Source organism: bacterium (assembly GCA_031082185.1).
GTDB lineage: Bacteria > Sysuimicrobiota > Sysuimicrobiia > Sysuimicrobiales > Humicultoraceae > VGFA01.
This window is the reverse complement of record JAVHLI010000001.1, coordinates 1-13488: the sequence shown is the minus strand read 5'-3', so window position 1 is coordinate 13488 and position 13488 is coordinate 1. Positions and strand designations below refer to the sequence as shown.

Here is a 13488-nt window from a genome sequence, read left to right as displayed (position 1 = left end):
TCCTCCCCTCAGAAAGGCCCGCGCACCGCGCCGCCGTCCACCTGGAACGTGCCGCCGGTGATGAAGCTGGAGCGTTCGGATGCCAGGAAGACTGCCAGGTTCGCGAACTCGGCGGGTTCACCCAGCCGGCCGAGTGGTATCTGGGAGATCCAGAGGCGCTGCACCGCGGCGTCGTGGGACAAGCCCTCGCGCTCCGCGTACTGCCGGGTGAGCGCCGCCAACCGATCGGTGGCGATTGGACCAGGGCAGATCGTGTTCACCAGGATGTTGTGGGGAGCCAGCTCAATCGCCTGAGTCTTGGCCAGACCCACGACCGCCATGCGCACGGAGTTCGAGAGGCCCAGGTTGGGCACGGGTTGCTTGACCGCGAACGAGGCGACGTGCAGGATCCGTCCCCAACGGCGTGCCTGCATCGAGGGAATGACCTCCCGAGAGAGCCGAACCGCGGAGAGCAGGAGCGACTGGACGGCCGACTCCCACTGCACGTCCGCCAGCGAGGTCACCGGTCCCGAGGGCGGGCCGCCGCTGTTCGTCACCAGGATGTCCACGCGGCCCCACCGCTCCAGCACCTGCGCCGCAAACCGCGCGATGTCCGCCTCGCGGCTCACGTCCGCGACCACGGGAACTGCCTGCCCTCCGGCGGCGGCGACCTGCGTGTTGGAGTTGATGGCCTCGGCCGCGGCAATGATCGCGCCTTCGGAGCGCGAGCAGATCGCAACCGCTGTGCCCTCAGCGGCCAGCCCTTCGGCGATTGCCCGGCCCAGCCCCCCGCTGGCGCCGGAGACCATCGCCACCTTCCCTCGAAGCCCCAGATCCATCCCTGCCTCCTCCTGCCTGCGCCATCCAGATCACGCTGGATCGAAACGCGGCAATTCGTGACTTGGCGACAGGGACGTGGGTCTCCTTCCCGCCGTCGAGCAGGGCGCTGTGCACGTGGCGCGACCACGGCACCAACGCACGTACTCGGTGCAGGTTGACCAGGTACGCCCGGTGGGTTCTCATGAAACCGAACTGCGCCAGCAGCCGCTGAAGCCGGGACAGAGAAACCCGCACCACCCGCACGCCGGCATCGGTGTGGATCAAGCTGGCGCCATCCCGCGCCTCCACGTACAGGATGTCCTCGGGCGCCACCGCCACGTGGTGTTCGTCCGCGGGTACGAAGATACGCGACACGGGCGGAACGGACTCCGCCCGGGGGCGGTGCGCGAGGCGCGCCCGAACCCGGCGCACCGCTTCATCCACACGCGCCGCGGAAAGCGGCTTCAGCAGGTAGTCGGCTGCGTTTAGATCGAAGGCCGCCGCGGCGTAGTCGGCATATCCGGTCGTGAAGATAACCTCCGGCCCTCCCCCGGCCCGCAGCAGCCGGCCGACCTCGATGCCGTCCGGCCCGGGCATGCGCACGTCCAGACAGAGGAGGTCTGGGTCCATCGCGGCGACCGCCTCGAGCGCGGCGCCGCCCGACTCGCACTCGCAGACGGTCTGCACGCCGGCACCAAGGAGCAGCGTGCGCAGGTGCGCCCTCGCGCCGGCTTCGTCATCGGCGATGACCGCGCGCAGGCCGCCGGGGGCGCTCACGGCGTGAGGAACACCGCGGGTATGCTGATCGCTGCCATGGCCCCGGCTCCATCCCGGCCCAGGAGCCGCAGCCTGGCCGAGGACCCGCAGAGCGCGACCAGCCGCATCCGGACCCCAACTAATCCCCAGCCGGCGCGGCCGCAGGAGACCAGCGGGCGCCGCACCCCAGGGCCGTCGTCCGACACGACCAGATGGAGAACCTTCCCGGTCACACGCGCGGAGATGCGGACACGGCCCCCCTGTGGACGCCTGGCGATCCCGTGGCGGACGGCGTTCTCCACCAGCGGCTGCAGCACCAGGGAGGGAACCTGCGCTACCAGCGATTGTGGAGTACATGCCACTTCGAGGCGGAGCCGGCCGCCCAGCCTGGCCCGCTCGATTCCGATCACAACGAGCACTGCGCGCAGTTCGTCCGCCAGCGAAACCAGGGGCAGGCGGGGGGCGACCTGGTGGCGCAGGTGGTCCGCAAGGTACGCCAGCAGGTCCTCGGCCGCTTCAGGACGCCGGCGCAGGAGGGCGCCGACCAAACTGAGCGCGTTGGACAGCATGTGCGCCCAAGCGCCGGATTGAAGCGCGGGAAAGATGCGCAGGACTCGGTCCTGGTTGGGACCCCGGCGATGGCCGGACATCGGACTCCTGCCCTCCAGTGGCGCGCCGCGGTTGGGGACGCCCAATGAGGGTGTCCCAACGCCTGTTTGCGGTCCGGTGCGGGGACCCGCCGCCCGCGCGATCAGCCCGCCCCGACCGTAACCGGCGGAGGGAGCGGACATATGTGGACGGAGGCAGGGGTACGGTTCGGGGTGGGCGCGGGCGCCTCCTGCCTTCCCCTCTCTCCCTGCCTGCCCCCTTTACCCGGGGTGGACGCCACGCGACGCGAACAAGAGACCGGCTCGCCGGTGAGGAAACGCCGCATGCGGGCCAGCCCTCGTGTCTGGATTTCCGCCACCCGTGTAATCGAAATCGAGAGGTGCACCGCCACCTCGCGCAGCGGCAGCCCGCGGACCATGCGCAGAACCAGTACCTGACGATCGCGCGGCGGAAGCGCTGCCAAGCCCAACCACACCTGCCGCCTGAGATCGGCTTCCACCGCGGCGGCCTCTGGGTTTCGCTCCTCGCCGTCGGGCACCATCATGGCTTCGTCCAGCGCCAGGAACTGGATCCGGCGGATGGGCTCGCCATTCTGGAGACGCCGGTATGCGCGCGGCAGCGGGTCGCGCCTACGCAGTCCGTCCAGAATCGCGCCGCGGATCCGGTGGCCGGCGTAGGTCGAAAAGCCGACGCGGCGTTGCGGATCGTAGCGGCTCAGCGCATCCATGAGGCCGAGCACGCCGTCATTGATCAGGTCGTCCACCTCCACGGTTGGAGGCAACCTGCGTCCCATCGCCCTGGCGATCGCCGCCACCAGAGGCAGGTGCGGCTCCACTGCGGCGGATTTCAGTGCGGGCTGTTCCATGGCTCCTCCCCATGATCAGGCGGGCGATTCGGCCGCCATGAGGATGCCACGGTGGTTTCTGGAAGGGACCGGCAGAGCGCCAACTGGGGCCAGATCCAGGCCAGGCGGTTCCCACAGGGACGTAAAGGGGATCAAACGCACGCACGTGCGTTATGATGGGAAGAAACAGGGGTGGCGCGTGCACACAGAGGTCGGCGGGATCAGAATGGGCTACGACATGGAGGGCAATGGGACGCCGCTTGTGCTGCTCCACGGGTTCCCGCTGAATCGCGCGATGTGGCGTGTTCAGGTGGCCGGGCTGCGCGACCGGTTCACGGTGATAGCGCCAGACTTCCGGGGATTCGGCGACTCGGAGATCCCAAGGAATCCCATGAGCATGGACGCCTACGCCCAGGATGTGCTCGCGCTGCTGGACGCGCTGGGCTGCCCGCGCTTCGCGCTGGGGGGCCTTTCCATGGGTGGATACGTGGCTTTCCGCGTGATGGCCCTCGCCGCGGACCGCGTCAGCGCCCTCCTGATCGCGGACTCACGCGCAGAGCCGGACACCGAGGAGGGTCGCCAGCGCCGCCGCGCGGCCATCGCGCGCATCGAGAACAAGGGCCCCGCGGGGTATCTAAAGGAGTTCGCCGGGCAGTTGGTCGGTCCCACCACCAGGGCGCAGCGGCCCGGGGTAATCCAGGCCGTGTTGGAGATCATTGGGACCCCTACGGCACGCAGCCTCACCGCGGCGCTGTCCGCGATGGCATCGCGGCCGGACAGCAGGTCACTGCTGGGTGAGGTCAAGGTACCGGCCCTCGTGGTTGTAGGCGAGGAGGACACGCTGACTCCCCCGCAGGCGGCCGAGGCAATGGTCGCGGCGCTGCCGAACGCCCGCCTCGTCCGGATTCCCTCCGCCGGGCACATGTCGAACCTGGAGGCTCCGGAGGCGTTTACGCGCGCGGTCCGCGAGTTCCTAACAGCCGAGTTCCCGACGGCCGGGTAATCATCAGCCGCGCGCCTCAAGGGGCACATAGGAGCGGTCGTTCGGGCCCGTGTAATGAGCAAGCGGCCGTATGAGGCGATTGTCCGAGTACTGCTCCAGCACGTGCGCGGTCCATCCCGCTATGCGGCTTACCGCAAATGTCGGGGTGTAGAAATCCATCGGGATTCCCAGGGCGCGGTAGACCGACGCGGAATAGAGGTCCACGTTGGCGAAGATGTGTCGCCGTGAGGTCATCACCTCTTCTACCCCGCGCGTCAGACGGTACCACAGGGGATCGCCGCTTTGCTCTCCCAGTTGCTCCGACATCTTGCGGAGGAACCCTGCGCGCGGATCTTCGGCGCGGTAGACCCGGTGACCGAATCCCGGGATCTTCTTCTTCGCCTCCAGCATCTCAAGTAGAACCGGCTCGACCCTGTCCGGGCTGCCGATCCGCTCGAGGAGGCGCATCACGTCCTCGTTGGCTCCCCCGTGAAGCGACCCCTTGAGCGTCCCGATCGCGGAGACGATCGTCGAGTGGAGGTCTGACAGCGTAGCCGCGGTCACGCGCGCGGCAAAGGTGCTGGCGTTGAACTCGTGGTCGGCGTGCAGGATGAGCGCTACGTCGAGGGCGCGTGCCGCCTGGACATCGGGAGCTTTCCCTCCCAGCATGTGAAGGTAGTTGCCGGCATGGCTGAGTCCGGCCCGCGGTGCCAGCGGATCGCCGCCGGTGCGCAGGCGGTGGAACGCGGCGATCACGGCGGGAACCTGCGCGGTCAGGCGGACTGCCTTGCGTGCGTTGGCGTCGGGCGAGCCGTCTCCGGCCTCGGGATCGTAGTGCCCCAGCACCGACACCATGGTCCGCAGCACGGCCATCGGTTGCGCGCCTGCGGGAATCTCCCGAAGCAGGGCAAGAGCAGGCCCCGGGATGGAGCCGGCCCGCAGCAGGGCGGACCTCAGGGCGTCGAGCGCGCTCCGCGTGGGTAGCTCGCCGTGCCAGAGGAGGTAGGCGACCTCCTCAAACGTGACGTGCTCTGCCAGGTCGGCGACATCGTAGCCGCGGTACACCAGCCGCCCGCGCTCCCCGTCAACCAGGCAGATGGCAGAGTCCCCGGCAACGACGCCTTCCAGACCTTCCTGTGCCTGTACATTGCTCGCCCCTGACACGCGTGCGGCCACCTCGGTAGTTCTCTAGGGAATGACGCCACAGGGCGCGCGGTTATTCCCCGCCCGTGCCCGGGGCTCCTACGATCCCGCGGTGCCCGTGTGCTTCCGGTCGAGATCTCGGAACCGGCCGTGCTCCTTGTTGAAGAACATCTCGACGTTCCCCACTGGCCCGTTGCGGTGCTTGGCGATTCGTATCTCGGCGAGGTGCTGCTTGCCTTCCGCCCGCGCCTTGGCCTCGTCATAGTACTCCTCGCGATATATGAAGAGCACCAGATCCGCCACCTGCTCGAGCTCGCCACTCTCGCGAAGGTGAGAGAGCTGCGGTAGGCGGCTGCCCGTTGCCTCCACCACCCGGGAAAGCTGCGAGATCCCGATCACCGGGACGTTCAGCTCCTTGGCCAGCGACTTGATCGAGCGGGCGATTTCCGAAACCTCCTGGGTCCGGTTCTCCGACCGCTTGTAGGATTGAATCATCTGAATGTAGTCAATGATGATCAACCCAAGCCCATGCTCGGCCTTCAGCTTGCGGGCCTTGGCCCGCATCTCGATCGCCGATAGCGTGGATGAGTCGTCAATGAAGATCGGCGCCTCGCTCAGCTTCCCCATTGCGGTGGCCAGACGCGGCCAGTCGGCGTCGCTCAGATGGCCGCTGCGCAGCCGGGAGGAGTCTACCTGCGCCTCGCTGCAGAGCATCCGCTGGACGAGCTGCTCCTTGTTCGTTTCCAGACTGAAGATCGCTACCGGTATCTGGTGCTTAACCGCGGCGTGCTGAGCGATGTTGAGGGCAAGGGTGGTGTTGTGCACGCAGACGTCGTTGGCTACGAAGTTGTGGGTTTCCGGCACGGTCAGGTCGTAGACCTGGAAGAGCCCGACCTCCTCAATCGAGACCACCTCTTCCCACATCACGTCAATCTCGTCGAGCAGCGAACGCTGGGCGTTGCGTGCCCACCTCCGCAACCGCTCCCAACCGAAGATGCCCGCCTCCCGTACCAGAGCGAGCGTGGCGCTGATGCCCAGATTGAGCGTGCCGTCGCGGCGCGCGGCGGGTACGCCGAAGCGCAGGAGGAGGTGCTGGACGCCGCGCGCCATGCGCGCGGATGGAAATATCGCCTGCGCCTGGTAGCCGTGGGGCTGCTCGCTGACCTCAGCCAGGGCGCCCATCAGCCGGTTGAGGAACAGCGCCAGCTTCTCGCGGCGCAGCGTGAATACCGCATTCGGCAGCGCCCGGAGGTGCGGCGGCTGTCCCATCTCGGGGTAACGCCATAACAGATCGGCCACCGCGGCCCCGCCCTCGCTGCCCCCGCTGATGCCGGACTGCGCCACACGCCGGCCCCGCGCCCCGGCCAGGATCGCCTCGGCGGCCGCGGCGGCGTCGGAGAAGTCCTCCGCAATCTGCGGGCGGGCCGGAAGCCGCCCACTGCAGAGGTAGGCCAGCAGCTTGACCTCGTGATCAGGCAGGTCTGCCCGCCCATACACTGGGAGCCGGCGCGGGACGGCAATCAGCGCCCCCGGTGCAAGCGCGGCCAGGGGTTCCCACCCTGACGGCGTCAGAAAGGGATGCGTCAGCGTGGTCTCGACCGACCGGCCACCGCTGGTCGTGACCCGGAAGACGGGCTTGACTCCGTCGTCCACAAACAGACTGGGAGCAGCGGGCCGGAACCTGTGGTCGTGACCCAGCGTGAGCAGCGCGGCCTGCCCGGCGGCCACCATCTCCTGGATCGTCCGGACCTCTCCCGTGGACGCGTCCACAACCTCGGCATCGAACTTCAGGCACTTGCCCATTGCGGGCCTGGCCGCGATGATGATCAGGTCGGAAGGCTGCAGCCCCGCGGTGATCTTGTCGAGCTCGGCGAACCCGGTGGGCACTCCGCTGATCGTGCCCTTGTCTCGGTAGCGGCGGTCGATCTGCTCGAAGCTCTCGCGCAGGACCTCGGAGATCGGGAGGAAGTGCTGCCCCATCCTCCTGCTGGCGATGCTGAAGACCATCTTCTCGGCCTGGTCCAGAAGCTGCTCGACGTCCTGATCTTCGCGGAATCCCATGCCGACGATCTGCGTGCCGGCGGAGATCATCTGCCGCAGCATCGCCTTCTGCACAACCATCCGGGCATAGTACTCCACATTGGCGGCAGTGGGCACGGCGTGCAGGAGAGAGGTCACGTACGCCGCCCCCCCGGCGTCGTCGAGGAGGCCCTGAACGCGCAGACGATCGGTGACGCTGATCAGATCGGCCGGCTCTCCGCGCTCGAACAGCCCGGTGATGACCTCATAGATACGACGGTGCGCATCGCGGTAGAAATCCTCCGCTCTCACCAGCTCCACGACGCGCGCGATGGCGTCGCGTTCCAGCAGCATCGAGCCCAGGATGCTCTGCTCGGCTTCCAGGTTCTGCGGGGGTACCCGGTCAACGGGCGGGTTTGCGCTCACGGCGAACTCCTGCTTGGGGGCCTGGCCCACCCATGATATCGAACATATGTACGGTATGTCAATTGGGCACGGACTTCGTTCGTGTAGTGCTTCGGCCGAGCGGCTGTGCATCTCCTTTGGGATGAGCTGTGGGTAAGTGGAAAATTCCGCGGGATACGATGGGGATAACGCGTGGACAGGATGTGGGCTACCCCCTACCGCGTGCCGATAACGTTGAGATCTATTCTTATCACCCTACCCGGCCGGACGCGCACCGGTACCCGGTAGAAACCCTGGACCCGGATGGGCTCCTCCAGTTCGATCTGCTTGCGGTCCACGGCGAAACCCCGCCCGGCCAGCGCCTCGGCGATCTGTTGGGACGTGACCGAGCCGAACAGCTTCCCGCCCTCGCCTGCCCTGCCGCGCACCTCAAGCACCACGCCCTCCAGCCGGCTGACTAGGCCGTCGGCCTCGGCGCGGTCGCGCTCTGCGCGCCGCTGCGCGGCCTGCTGCTTGTACTCGTGGGCGCGCAGGGCCCCCTCGCTGGCAGGCACGGCCAAGCCGCTGGGTATGAGGTAGTGGTGCGCGTGGCCCTCTTTGACCTCACAGGTGGCTCCGGCCTTGCCGGTCCCGGGGACGTCCTTGAGCAGGATAACCTTCATGCTTCTTCCTCCCTGGCGGATGCCTGTGGAACTCCCCATCGCTCCCGAACCCTGAGCGCCGAGTCCAGGATTCCGAGCATCAGGGCTACGATGCCCAGCGCAGGAACCGTCATGACGATGACCACCGCGAGCACCTGCGCGAATCTACCGAATCCAAGGTTGCCCAGGATCATCCAGCCGGCCAGGATCCCCTGCAGCGTGAACGCGCTCTGCGTGGCCAGCATCAGACTCCATCCGGCGCTCTGCAGGACGGCCGGAGCTCCAGGCCGCAGGCCCAGCGCCAACAGAAGGTAGGCCAGCGGCACGAGCCAGATTCCAGCAGTCGGGATGCGCCAGGTCCGCACCGGGGGCAATGGGTCCAGCCGGTATCCGATCCGGGCAAGCACGCGGCGGCCCACCTCGTAGTTCAGCCATGCCGCGAAGACGGCGCCGAAGACCAGCATCGCCGGCAGTAGATAGGGAAGCAGCCGCGCGAAATCCCGCATCTGGGCGGAGACCGAATCTATGTGGGCCTGGGATAGGCCCAAGCGCGCGTAGAGGCCGGCGGAGGTCTCCACGCTGCGTTCCATGGTGCGGGCCATCTCGGCCATGCTAATCCTAGTGCCGCCCATCAGTCCCAGGTAGTTCAGAATGGTCGAAACGAAGGCCACAAGCCCGCCGGTCAGTACAACCCGCGTTGCCGCCCAGCCGCGGCGGGCGCCTATGCCCAACACAATTCCCATCGGGGCGAATGAGACCAGAATGGCGAGTCCCAGCAGTGGGCCGGCCAGCATCGCACCGACCAGGCCGGCTGCAATGCCCGCGACCGCCGCCACTCGCAGGCCGTGACGAATAACCAGAACCGCCAGCGGCAGCGGGCAGAGCAGGGCCGTGGCGATGCCAACCAGGGGCAGATATTGGGTGGCGACGGCAAAGACCGCCACGAGCGCCGCCAGGATGGCGCCCTCTGTCAGGCCCTGAGTGCGCATGCGCCGCGCCGGCATCACCGGGCTGCGGGCGCGCGCCAGGAGGTCCTCTCCCGGCGGGCCGGCCTACTCTCCGGCGTAGGGGAGCAGCGCGAGTTCGCGCGCCCGCTTGATCGCCACCGCCAGGAGCCGCTGGTGCTTCGCACAGTTCCCAGACACCCGCCGCGGTAAGATCTTCCCGCGGTCGGTGACGAACCGGCGAATGCGCAGGGCGTCCTTGTAATCAATCTCTTTGGCCTTTTCCGCGCAGAACGCACAGCTCTTCCGCTTGGGCTTGCGTCCGCGCCATTGCTTTCTGGGTGCCTCTGCCATGCAAATGCCTCCGTGTCACAGCTCTGGTGCGCGTCAGCTAGAACGGCACTTCCTGCTCGTTCTCCTCGGCGAACTCCCCGCCCTCGGTGGTTCCAGTCGAAGCACCGGTCGCTTTCCGGTCGAGGAATCGGACCGCGTCCGCCACCACCTCGGCGACCTTCCTCTTCTGGCCGTCCTGGGTCTCGTAGGATCGGATCTGCAACCGGCCCTCGACGGCCACCAGGCGCCCCTTGCTGAGATGCTGGCTGACCTGTTCGGCGAGCTTGCGCCAGGCCACGATGTCAATGAAGTCGGTCTCGCGCTCGCCCTGCTGGTTGGCAAACGGCCGATCCACCGCCAGCGAGAACGAGGCAACCGGATGCCCGCTGGGAACGTACCGCATTTCTGGGTCACGGGTGAGCCGACCGATCAGTATGATCCTGTTAAGCACAGCGCTCCCTCCCCCTCAGGCGGTCTAGGTGCCAGGCGGCGCAGGTTGCGGCGGCTCGGGCTGCAGCGGCTCCGGCTGCGACGGCTCGGGCTGCGGCGGATCCGGCTGCGGCGGCTCAGATTGCAGGGTCTCGGGCTGCGGGCCGGCAACAACAACCGGCACTTCGGAAGGTGCTGGCGCCGGCTGCGCAGTCTTCGGGGGCGCGATCGCCCCCACGGCGACGGTGATCGAGGTGCGCAGGATGTCCTCGATGACCTTCAGGCCGTGCCGGATCTCCGGGATGCGGTCTCCGGACACCGAGAGCCGGACAAAAACATAGTGGCCTTCCCGGTACCTCTGTATCGGGTAGGCCATACGGCGCTTCCCCCAGACGTCCGTGTGCTCGATCGCCGCGTCCTGCTCGATCAAACGCTGGGTTGCCCGCTCTATGACCGAGCTCATGGCCTCGGCGTCGAGATCGGGCTTGACGATATAGACAAGATCATACTGAGGCAACGCAGCCCCTCCTCCTCTGGTCTTTCAGGCCCATGGAACTGGACCTGAAGGGCGTTCCGCCCGCAGCCCCCCTTTCGGTTGGCACCTGAGGGGGGCAGGAGGAACGCGCGGCATTCCGCCCGTTGTCGGACGCGCCGCGCGTTCTGCAAGCGACGCCAATTGTACCATCGGTCGGGGAGAGACACAAGTACAGGGGGCGTGGGGTGGTGGGTCAATTTGACGAAGCTCCGGCCGGAACCCGTCCTTCCTCCCAGGCAGGTTGAACAGCCGGTTCGGTCGAACCCGGCTCCTGGACGGGCGGGTACTGTCCCAGGAGCGAGCCATGCAGGGCAACCTTCTCTACTACGGCGACAACTTGGACATCCTCCGCCGCTACCTCAAGGACGAGACGGTAGACCTTGTCTACCTCGACCCACCCTTCAACTCGAACGCGAGCTATAACGTGCTGTTCGCTGAGAGAGATGGCACGCAAGCTGCGTCACAAATCAAAGCCTTCGAGGATACGTGGCGTTGGGACGAAGGCGCAGCCCGCGCCTTTGAGGAAGTGGTCGAGTCCGACGGGCGTGTGTCGCAAGCGATGCAAGCGTTCCGAGCGTTTCTCGGCGAAAGCGACATGCTCGCCTATCTCGCGATGATGGCTCCGCGCCTCCTCGAACTACGGCGCGTCCTGAAGCCAACCGGATCGATCTATCTCCATTGTGATCCGACCGCCAGTCACTACCTCAAGATCCTCATGGATGGCGTTTTTGGCCCGCAGAACTTCAGGAACGAAATATCTTGGCGGAGGTCAAATCCGAAGAGTCTCCACAAGGTAAACTTCCCAAACTGTCGCGACGTGATTCTCAGATACTCGAAGAGTGACCACGTCACGTTCCACATGGTCTATGCGGAGCACGATCCAGACTACGTCGAGAAAGCGTACCGCCACCACGACAGCCACGGACGGTATCGCCTTCTGCCGTTACTCAATCCGAATGATGACCGGCCGAACCTCACGTATGAGTTTCTCGGAGTGACCCGCGTCTGGCGATGGACGCGGGAGCGAATGGAGCGCAGCTACAAGGACGGGCTCGTGGTTCAACTGAAACCCGGCGCAGTCCCGCAATACAAAAAGTATCTGGCCGACTCTGAAGGACGAACCGTTACGGACGACTGGACCGACATCCAACAAGCGGCCGGTAATGAGTCTCTCGGCTACCCGACACAGAAACCCGAAGCGCTTCTAGAGCGCATCATCGAGGCCAGCTCGAACGAAGGGGATCTTGTGCTCGATCCGTTCTGTGGCTGCGGGACTGCCATCACGTCGGCGCAGAGGCTCAACCGGCGGTGGATCGGCATAGACATCACGCACCTGGCGATCACCCTCATCAAGCACCGGCTTCGGGACGCTTTCGGGGATAGTGCAGCCTACCGGGTCACCGGCGAGCCCGTCTCGCTGCCCGACGCGGAGGCGCTCGCAGCGCAGGATAAGTACCAGTTCCAGTGGTGGGCCTTGGGTCTCGTGGGGGCGCGGCCAATCGAACAGAAGAAGGGCGCAGACAGGGGCATAGACGGCCGCCTCTACTTCCACGACGAGGCCGAGGGCGCGAAGACCAAGCAGATCGTCCTGTCGGTGAAAGGCGGTGGCGTCGGGGTCAAGGATGTCCGCGACCTTCGCGGCGTGATCGAGCGGGAAAAGGCCGAGATCGGCGTGCTCCTCACCCTGGAGGAGCCGACGCAGCCGATGCGCGTCGAGGCGGCCGGGGCGGGCTTCTACTTCTCGCCTGGGTGGGGGAAGAAGTTCCAGCGCCTGCAAGTCCTGACCGTGGCCGAACTGCTTGGCGGCAAGCGGATCGACTACCCGCCGTCCGCTCAGGTGAATGTGACCTTCAAGAAAGCTCCGAAGGCCAAAGCAGAAAAGAACGCGGAGCAATTGCCGCTCGTCGCTGAACCTAAGGCGACGTACCGCACGACGCACAAGAAAGGATCAGTTCGGTAGGAGAGCGACCAGCTCGTCTATGGACCAGATGTGATCGGCTACGCCTGCGGCCATGGCCGGGGTCATCTTTAGGGTCTGATGGATGCGGCAAGAATTGTAGTGCATGAAGTGGAGGGACAGGGCGCAGGCCAGGTTCTCGGCCTTCTTGGAGAAAGCATTGGTTAGCCGAGTGAACCGCCGCATGTGCATCCGCATCGTGAGGTTCTGCCGCTCGACATAGCTGGTCGAGATCAGGTTCGGGTCAGGCTTCCCCTCGATCACCTTGGCGTTCGCCCCGATGCAAACTGCCGGGCTGTACCGGGTTTCCTTGGCCGGTTCCGTACCGTAGGGCTTGATGAGCATGGCGTAATCAATGTCATACTTGAACGCGCCCTCTACGGCGTCCAGGTAGGCCGCGTGACCGTCTGTGGTCAACTGGATTCGGTGCGTCAGGCGCTCGGCTAGGTTGGCGATGAAGACCGAGGCGTCCTCCGCGTCCCGCCGTCCCAGGTACCAGGACGGGACCAGCTTGCTATCGGCGTCCAGGGCAACCCACGTCCATACATCCCCATAGCCCCACTCGCCCTTATGCTCGTCGGGGACATTCCTCTCCTTGGCGTAGCAGAAGGCCCACACCTCGTCACACTGAATCCGCCGGCAGGTGGGTCTGCGAGGAACCTCGTCCTGATACTCCGCGCAGGCCACGCCGATCCCTCTTATTGATCCTTGCCTAAGTAATGGTACACTTTAGAGCTCCAGCCCAGCCGCCCGGAAGAACGCCGCGAGGACGTGCCGCTGTCCCCGCGTGTGGGCGAGGGAGGTAAGCACGGCGTGTTCCAGCGCGGGGAGGTTGTCCGGCGTGAAGTTGGCCAGGTCGCCGTACTTGGTGTGGCCCCAGACATGCTCCACGGGGTTGAGGTCGGGAGCGTAGGGCGGGAGCCATTCGACGACGATCCGCCGGCGCGGGGCCAGCCACGTCTGCACCCGCGTCGCCCAGTGTGGACGGTGGCGATCCCAGATGAGCGTGAAGCCGCGAGGCAAGTGGCGGCGCAAGACCTGGAGGAACCGGAGGACCTCGGCGGTCCGGATGTTGTGGGCGTACTGGGCCCAG

14 protein-coding genes and 1 pseudogene are annotated in these 13488 nt (G+C 66.4%); 2 read left to right on the top strand and 13 right to left on the bottom strand.

Annotation, left to right across the window (positions count from 1 at the left end):
- Positions 1 to 8 precede the first annotated feature (8 nt).
- The 4 genes from RDU83_00075 to RDU83_00060 form a co-directional block, all read right to left on the bottom strand.
- Entirely contained in the window at positions 9 to 818 is an 810-nt protein-coding gene (locus RDU83_00075) for an SDR family oxidoreductase (GenBank protein ID MDQ7839409.1), read from the bottom strand.
- Positions 730 to 1575: a LytTR family DNA-binding domain-containing protein gene (locus tag RDU83_00070; GenBank protein ID MDQ7839408.1), complete on the bottom strand. Its 846-nt coding sequence runs from the start codon at positions 1573 to 1575 to the stop codon at positions 730 to 732. The genes RDU83_00075 and RDU83_00070 overlap by 89 nt, the downstream gene beginning before the upstream one ends.
- Positions 1572 to 2204 (bottom strand): histidine kinase, encoded by a 633-nt coding sequence (locus tag RDU83_00065; GenBank protein MDQ7839407.1) that lies wholly within the window; start codon positions 2202 to 2204, stop codon positions 1572 to 1574. The genes RDU83_00070 and RDU83_00065 overlap by 4 nt, the downstream gene beginning before the upstream one ends.
- 101 nt (positions 2205 to 2305) lie before the next feature.
- Entirely contained in the window at positions 2306 to 3028 is a 723-nt protein-coding gene (locus tag RDU83_00060; protein ID MDQ7839406.1) for a sigma-70 family RNA polymerase sigma factor, read from the bottom strand.
- A 178-nt stretch (positions 3029 to 3206) separates the two neighbouring features.
- Between RDU83_00060 and RDU83_00055 the strand changes: the two genes are divergently transcribed.
- Complete coding sequence (locus RDU83_00055) at positions 3207 to 4010, top strand: alpha/beta hydrolase (protein ID MDQ7839405.1); 804 nt, start codon at positions 3207 to 3209, stop codon at positions 4008 to 4010.
- Positions 4011 to 4013: 3 nt separating this feature from the next.
- On the opposite strand, the gene RDU83_00050 is transcribed toward RDU83_00055, so the two are convergent.
- From RDU83_00050 to rpsF, 7 genes are all read right to left on the bottom strand, one after another.
- The gene (locus tag RDU83_00050; GenBank protein MDQ7839404.1) at positions 4014 to 5153 is read right to left on the bottom strand and encodes a citrate synthase; all 1140 of its coding nucleotides are present in this window, start codon (positions 5151 to 5153) and stop codon (positions 4014 to 4016) included.
- A 78-nt stretch (positions 5154 to 5231) separates the two neighbouring features.
- Positions 5232 to 7577 carry a replicative DNA helicase gene (gene dnaB, locus RDU83_00045; GenBank protein ID MDQ7839403.1) on the bottom strand — a complete coding sequence of 782 codons (2346 nt, stop codon included), beginning with the start codon at positions 7575 to 7577 and terminating at the stop codon, positions 5232 to 5234.
- Between the two features lie 194 nt (positions 7578 to 7771).
- Positions 7772 to 8218 carry a 50S ribosomal protein L9 gene (gene rplI / locus RDU83_00040; protein MDQ7839402.1) on the bottom strand — a complete coding sequence of 149 codons (447 nt, stop codon included), beginning with the start codon at positions 8216 to 8218 and terminating at the stop codon, positions 7772 to 7774.
- The gene (locus tag RDU83_00035; protein ID MDQ7839401.1) at positions 8215 to 9201 is read right to left on the bottom strand and encodes a YybS family protein; all 987 of its coding nucleotides are present in this window, start codon (positions 9199 to 9201) and stop codon (positions 8215 to 8217) included. The genes rplI and RDU83_00035 overlap by 4 nt, the downstream gene beginning before the upstream one ends.
- Positions 9202 to 9249: 48 nt before the next feature.
- On the bottom strand, positions 9250 to 9495 hold the full coding sequence (gene rpsR / locus RDU83_00030; GenBank protein ID MDQ7839400.1) for a 30S ribosomal protein S18: 246 nt from the start codon (positions 9493 to 9495) through the stop codon (positions 9250 to 9252).
- A 37-nt stretch (positions 9496 to 9532) separates the two neighbouring features.
- On the bottom strand, positions 9533 to 9925 hold the full coding sequence (locus RDU83_00025; protein ID MDQ7839399.1) for a single-stranded DNA-binding protein: 393 nt from the start codon (positions 9923 to 9925) through the stop codon (positions 9533 to 9535).
- Between the two features lie 24 nt (positions 9926 to 9949).
- Positions 9950 to 10420, bottom strand: a complete 471-nt coding sequence (gene rpsF / locus RDU83_00020; protein ID MDQ7839398.1) for a 30S ribosomal protein S6 — start codon at positions 10418 to 10420, stop codon at positions 9950 to 9952.
- 322 nt (positions 10421 to 10742) lie between these two features.
- On the opposite strand from rpsF, the gene RDU83_00015 reads away from it, so the two are divergent.
- Positions 10743 to 12398: a DNA methyltransferase gene (locus RDU83_00015; GenBank protein ID MDQ7839397.1), complete on the top strand. Its 1656-nt coding sequence runs from the start codon at positions 10743 to 10745 to the stop codon at positions 12396 to 12398.
- Here RDU83_00015 and RDU83_00010 read toward each other — a convergent pair.
- Positions 12387 to 13085 (bottom strand): annotated as a pseudogene (locus RDU83_00010) (IS1 family transposase). The gene RDU83_00015 and the pseudogene RDU83_00010 sit on opposite strands and share 12 nt — an antisense overlap.
- A 39-nt stretch (positions 13086 to 13124) precedes the next feature.
- Positions 13125 to 13488 (bottom strand): transposase (locus RDU83_00005; protein MDQ7839396.1); only part of this gene is annotated, 364 nt, incomplete at its 5' end.

What these genes read in the sequence shown, in the direction of transcription:
- RDU83_00075 (MDQ7839409.1), bottom strand. Translation starts at nt 818, where the DNA reads ATGGATCTGGGGCTTCGAGGGAAGGTGGCGATGGTCTCCGGCGCCAGC.
- RDU83_00065 (MDQ7839407.1), bottom strand. Translation starts at nt 2,204, where the DNA reads ATGTCCGGCCATCGCCGGGGTCCCAACCAGGACCGAGTCCTGCGCATC.
- RDU83_00060 (MDQ7839406.1), bottom strand. Translation starts at nt 3,028, where the DNA reads ATGGAACAGCCCGCACTGAAATCCGCCGCAGTGGAGCCGCACCTGCCT.
- rplI (MDQ7839402.1), bottom strand. Translation starts at nt 8,218, where the DNA reads ATGAAGGTTATCCTGCTCAAGGACGTCCCCGGGACCGGCAAGGCCGGA.
- RDU83_00035 (MDQ7839401.1), bottom strand. Translation starts at nt 9,201, where the DNA reads ATGCCGGCGCGGCGCATGCGCACTCAGGGCCTGACAGAGGGCGCCATC.
- rpsR (MDQ7839400.1), bottom strand. Translation starts at nt 9,495, where the DNA reads ATGGCAGAGGCACCCAGAAAGCAATGGCGCGGACGCAAGCCCAAGCGG.
- RDU83_00015 (MDQ7839397.1), top strand. Translation starts at nt 10,743, where the DNA reads ATGCAGGGCAACCTTCTCTACTACGGCGACAACTTGGACATCCTCCGC.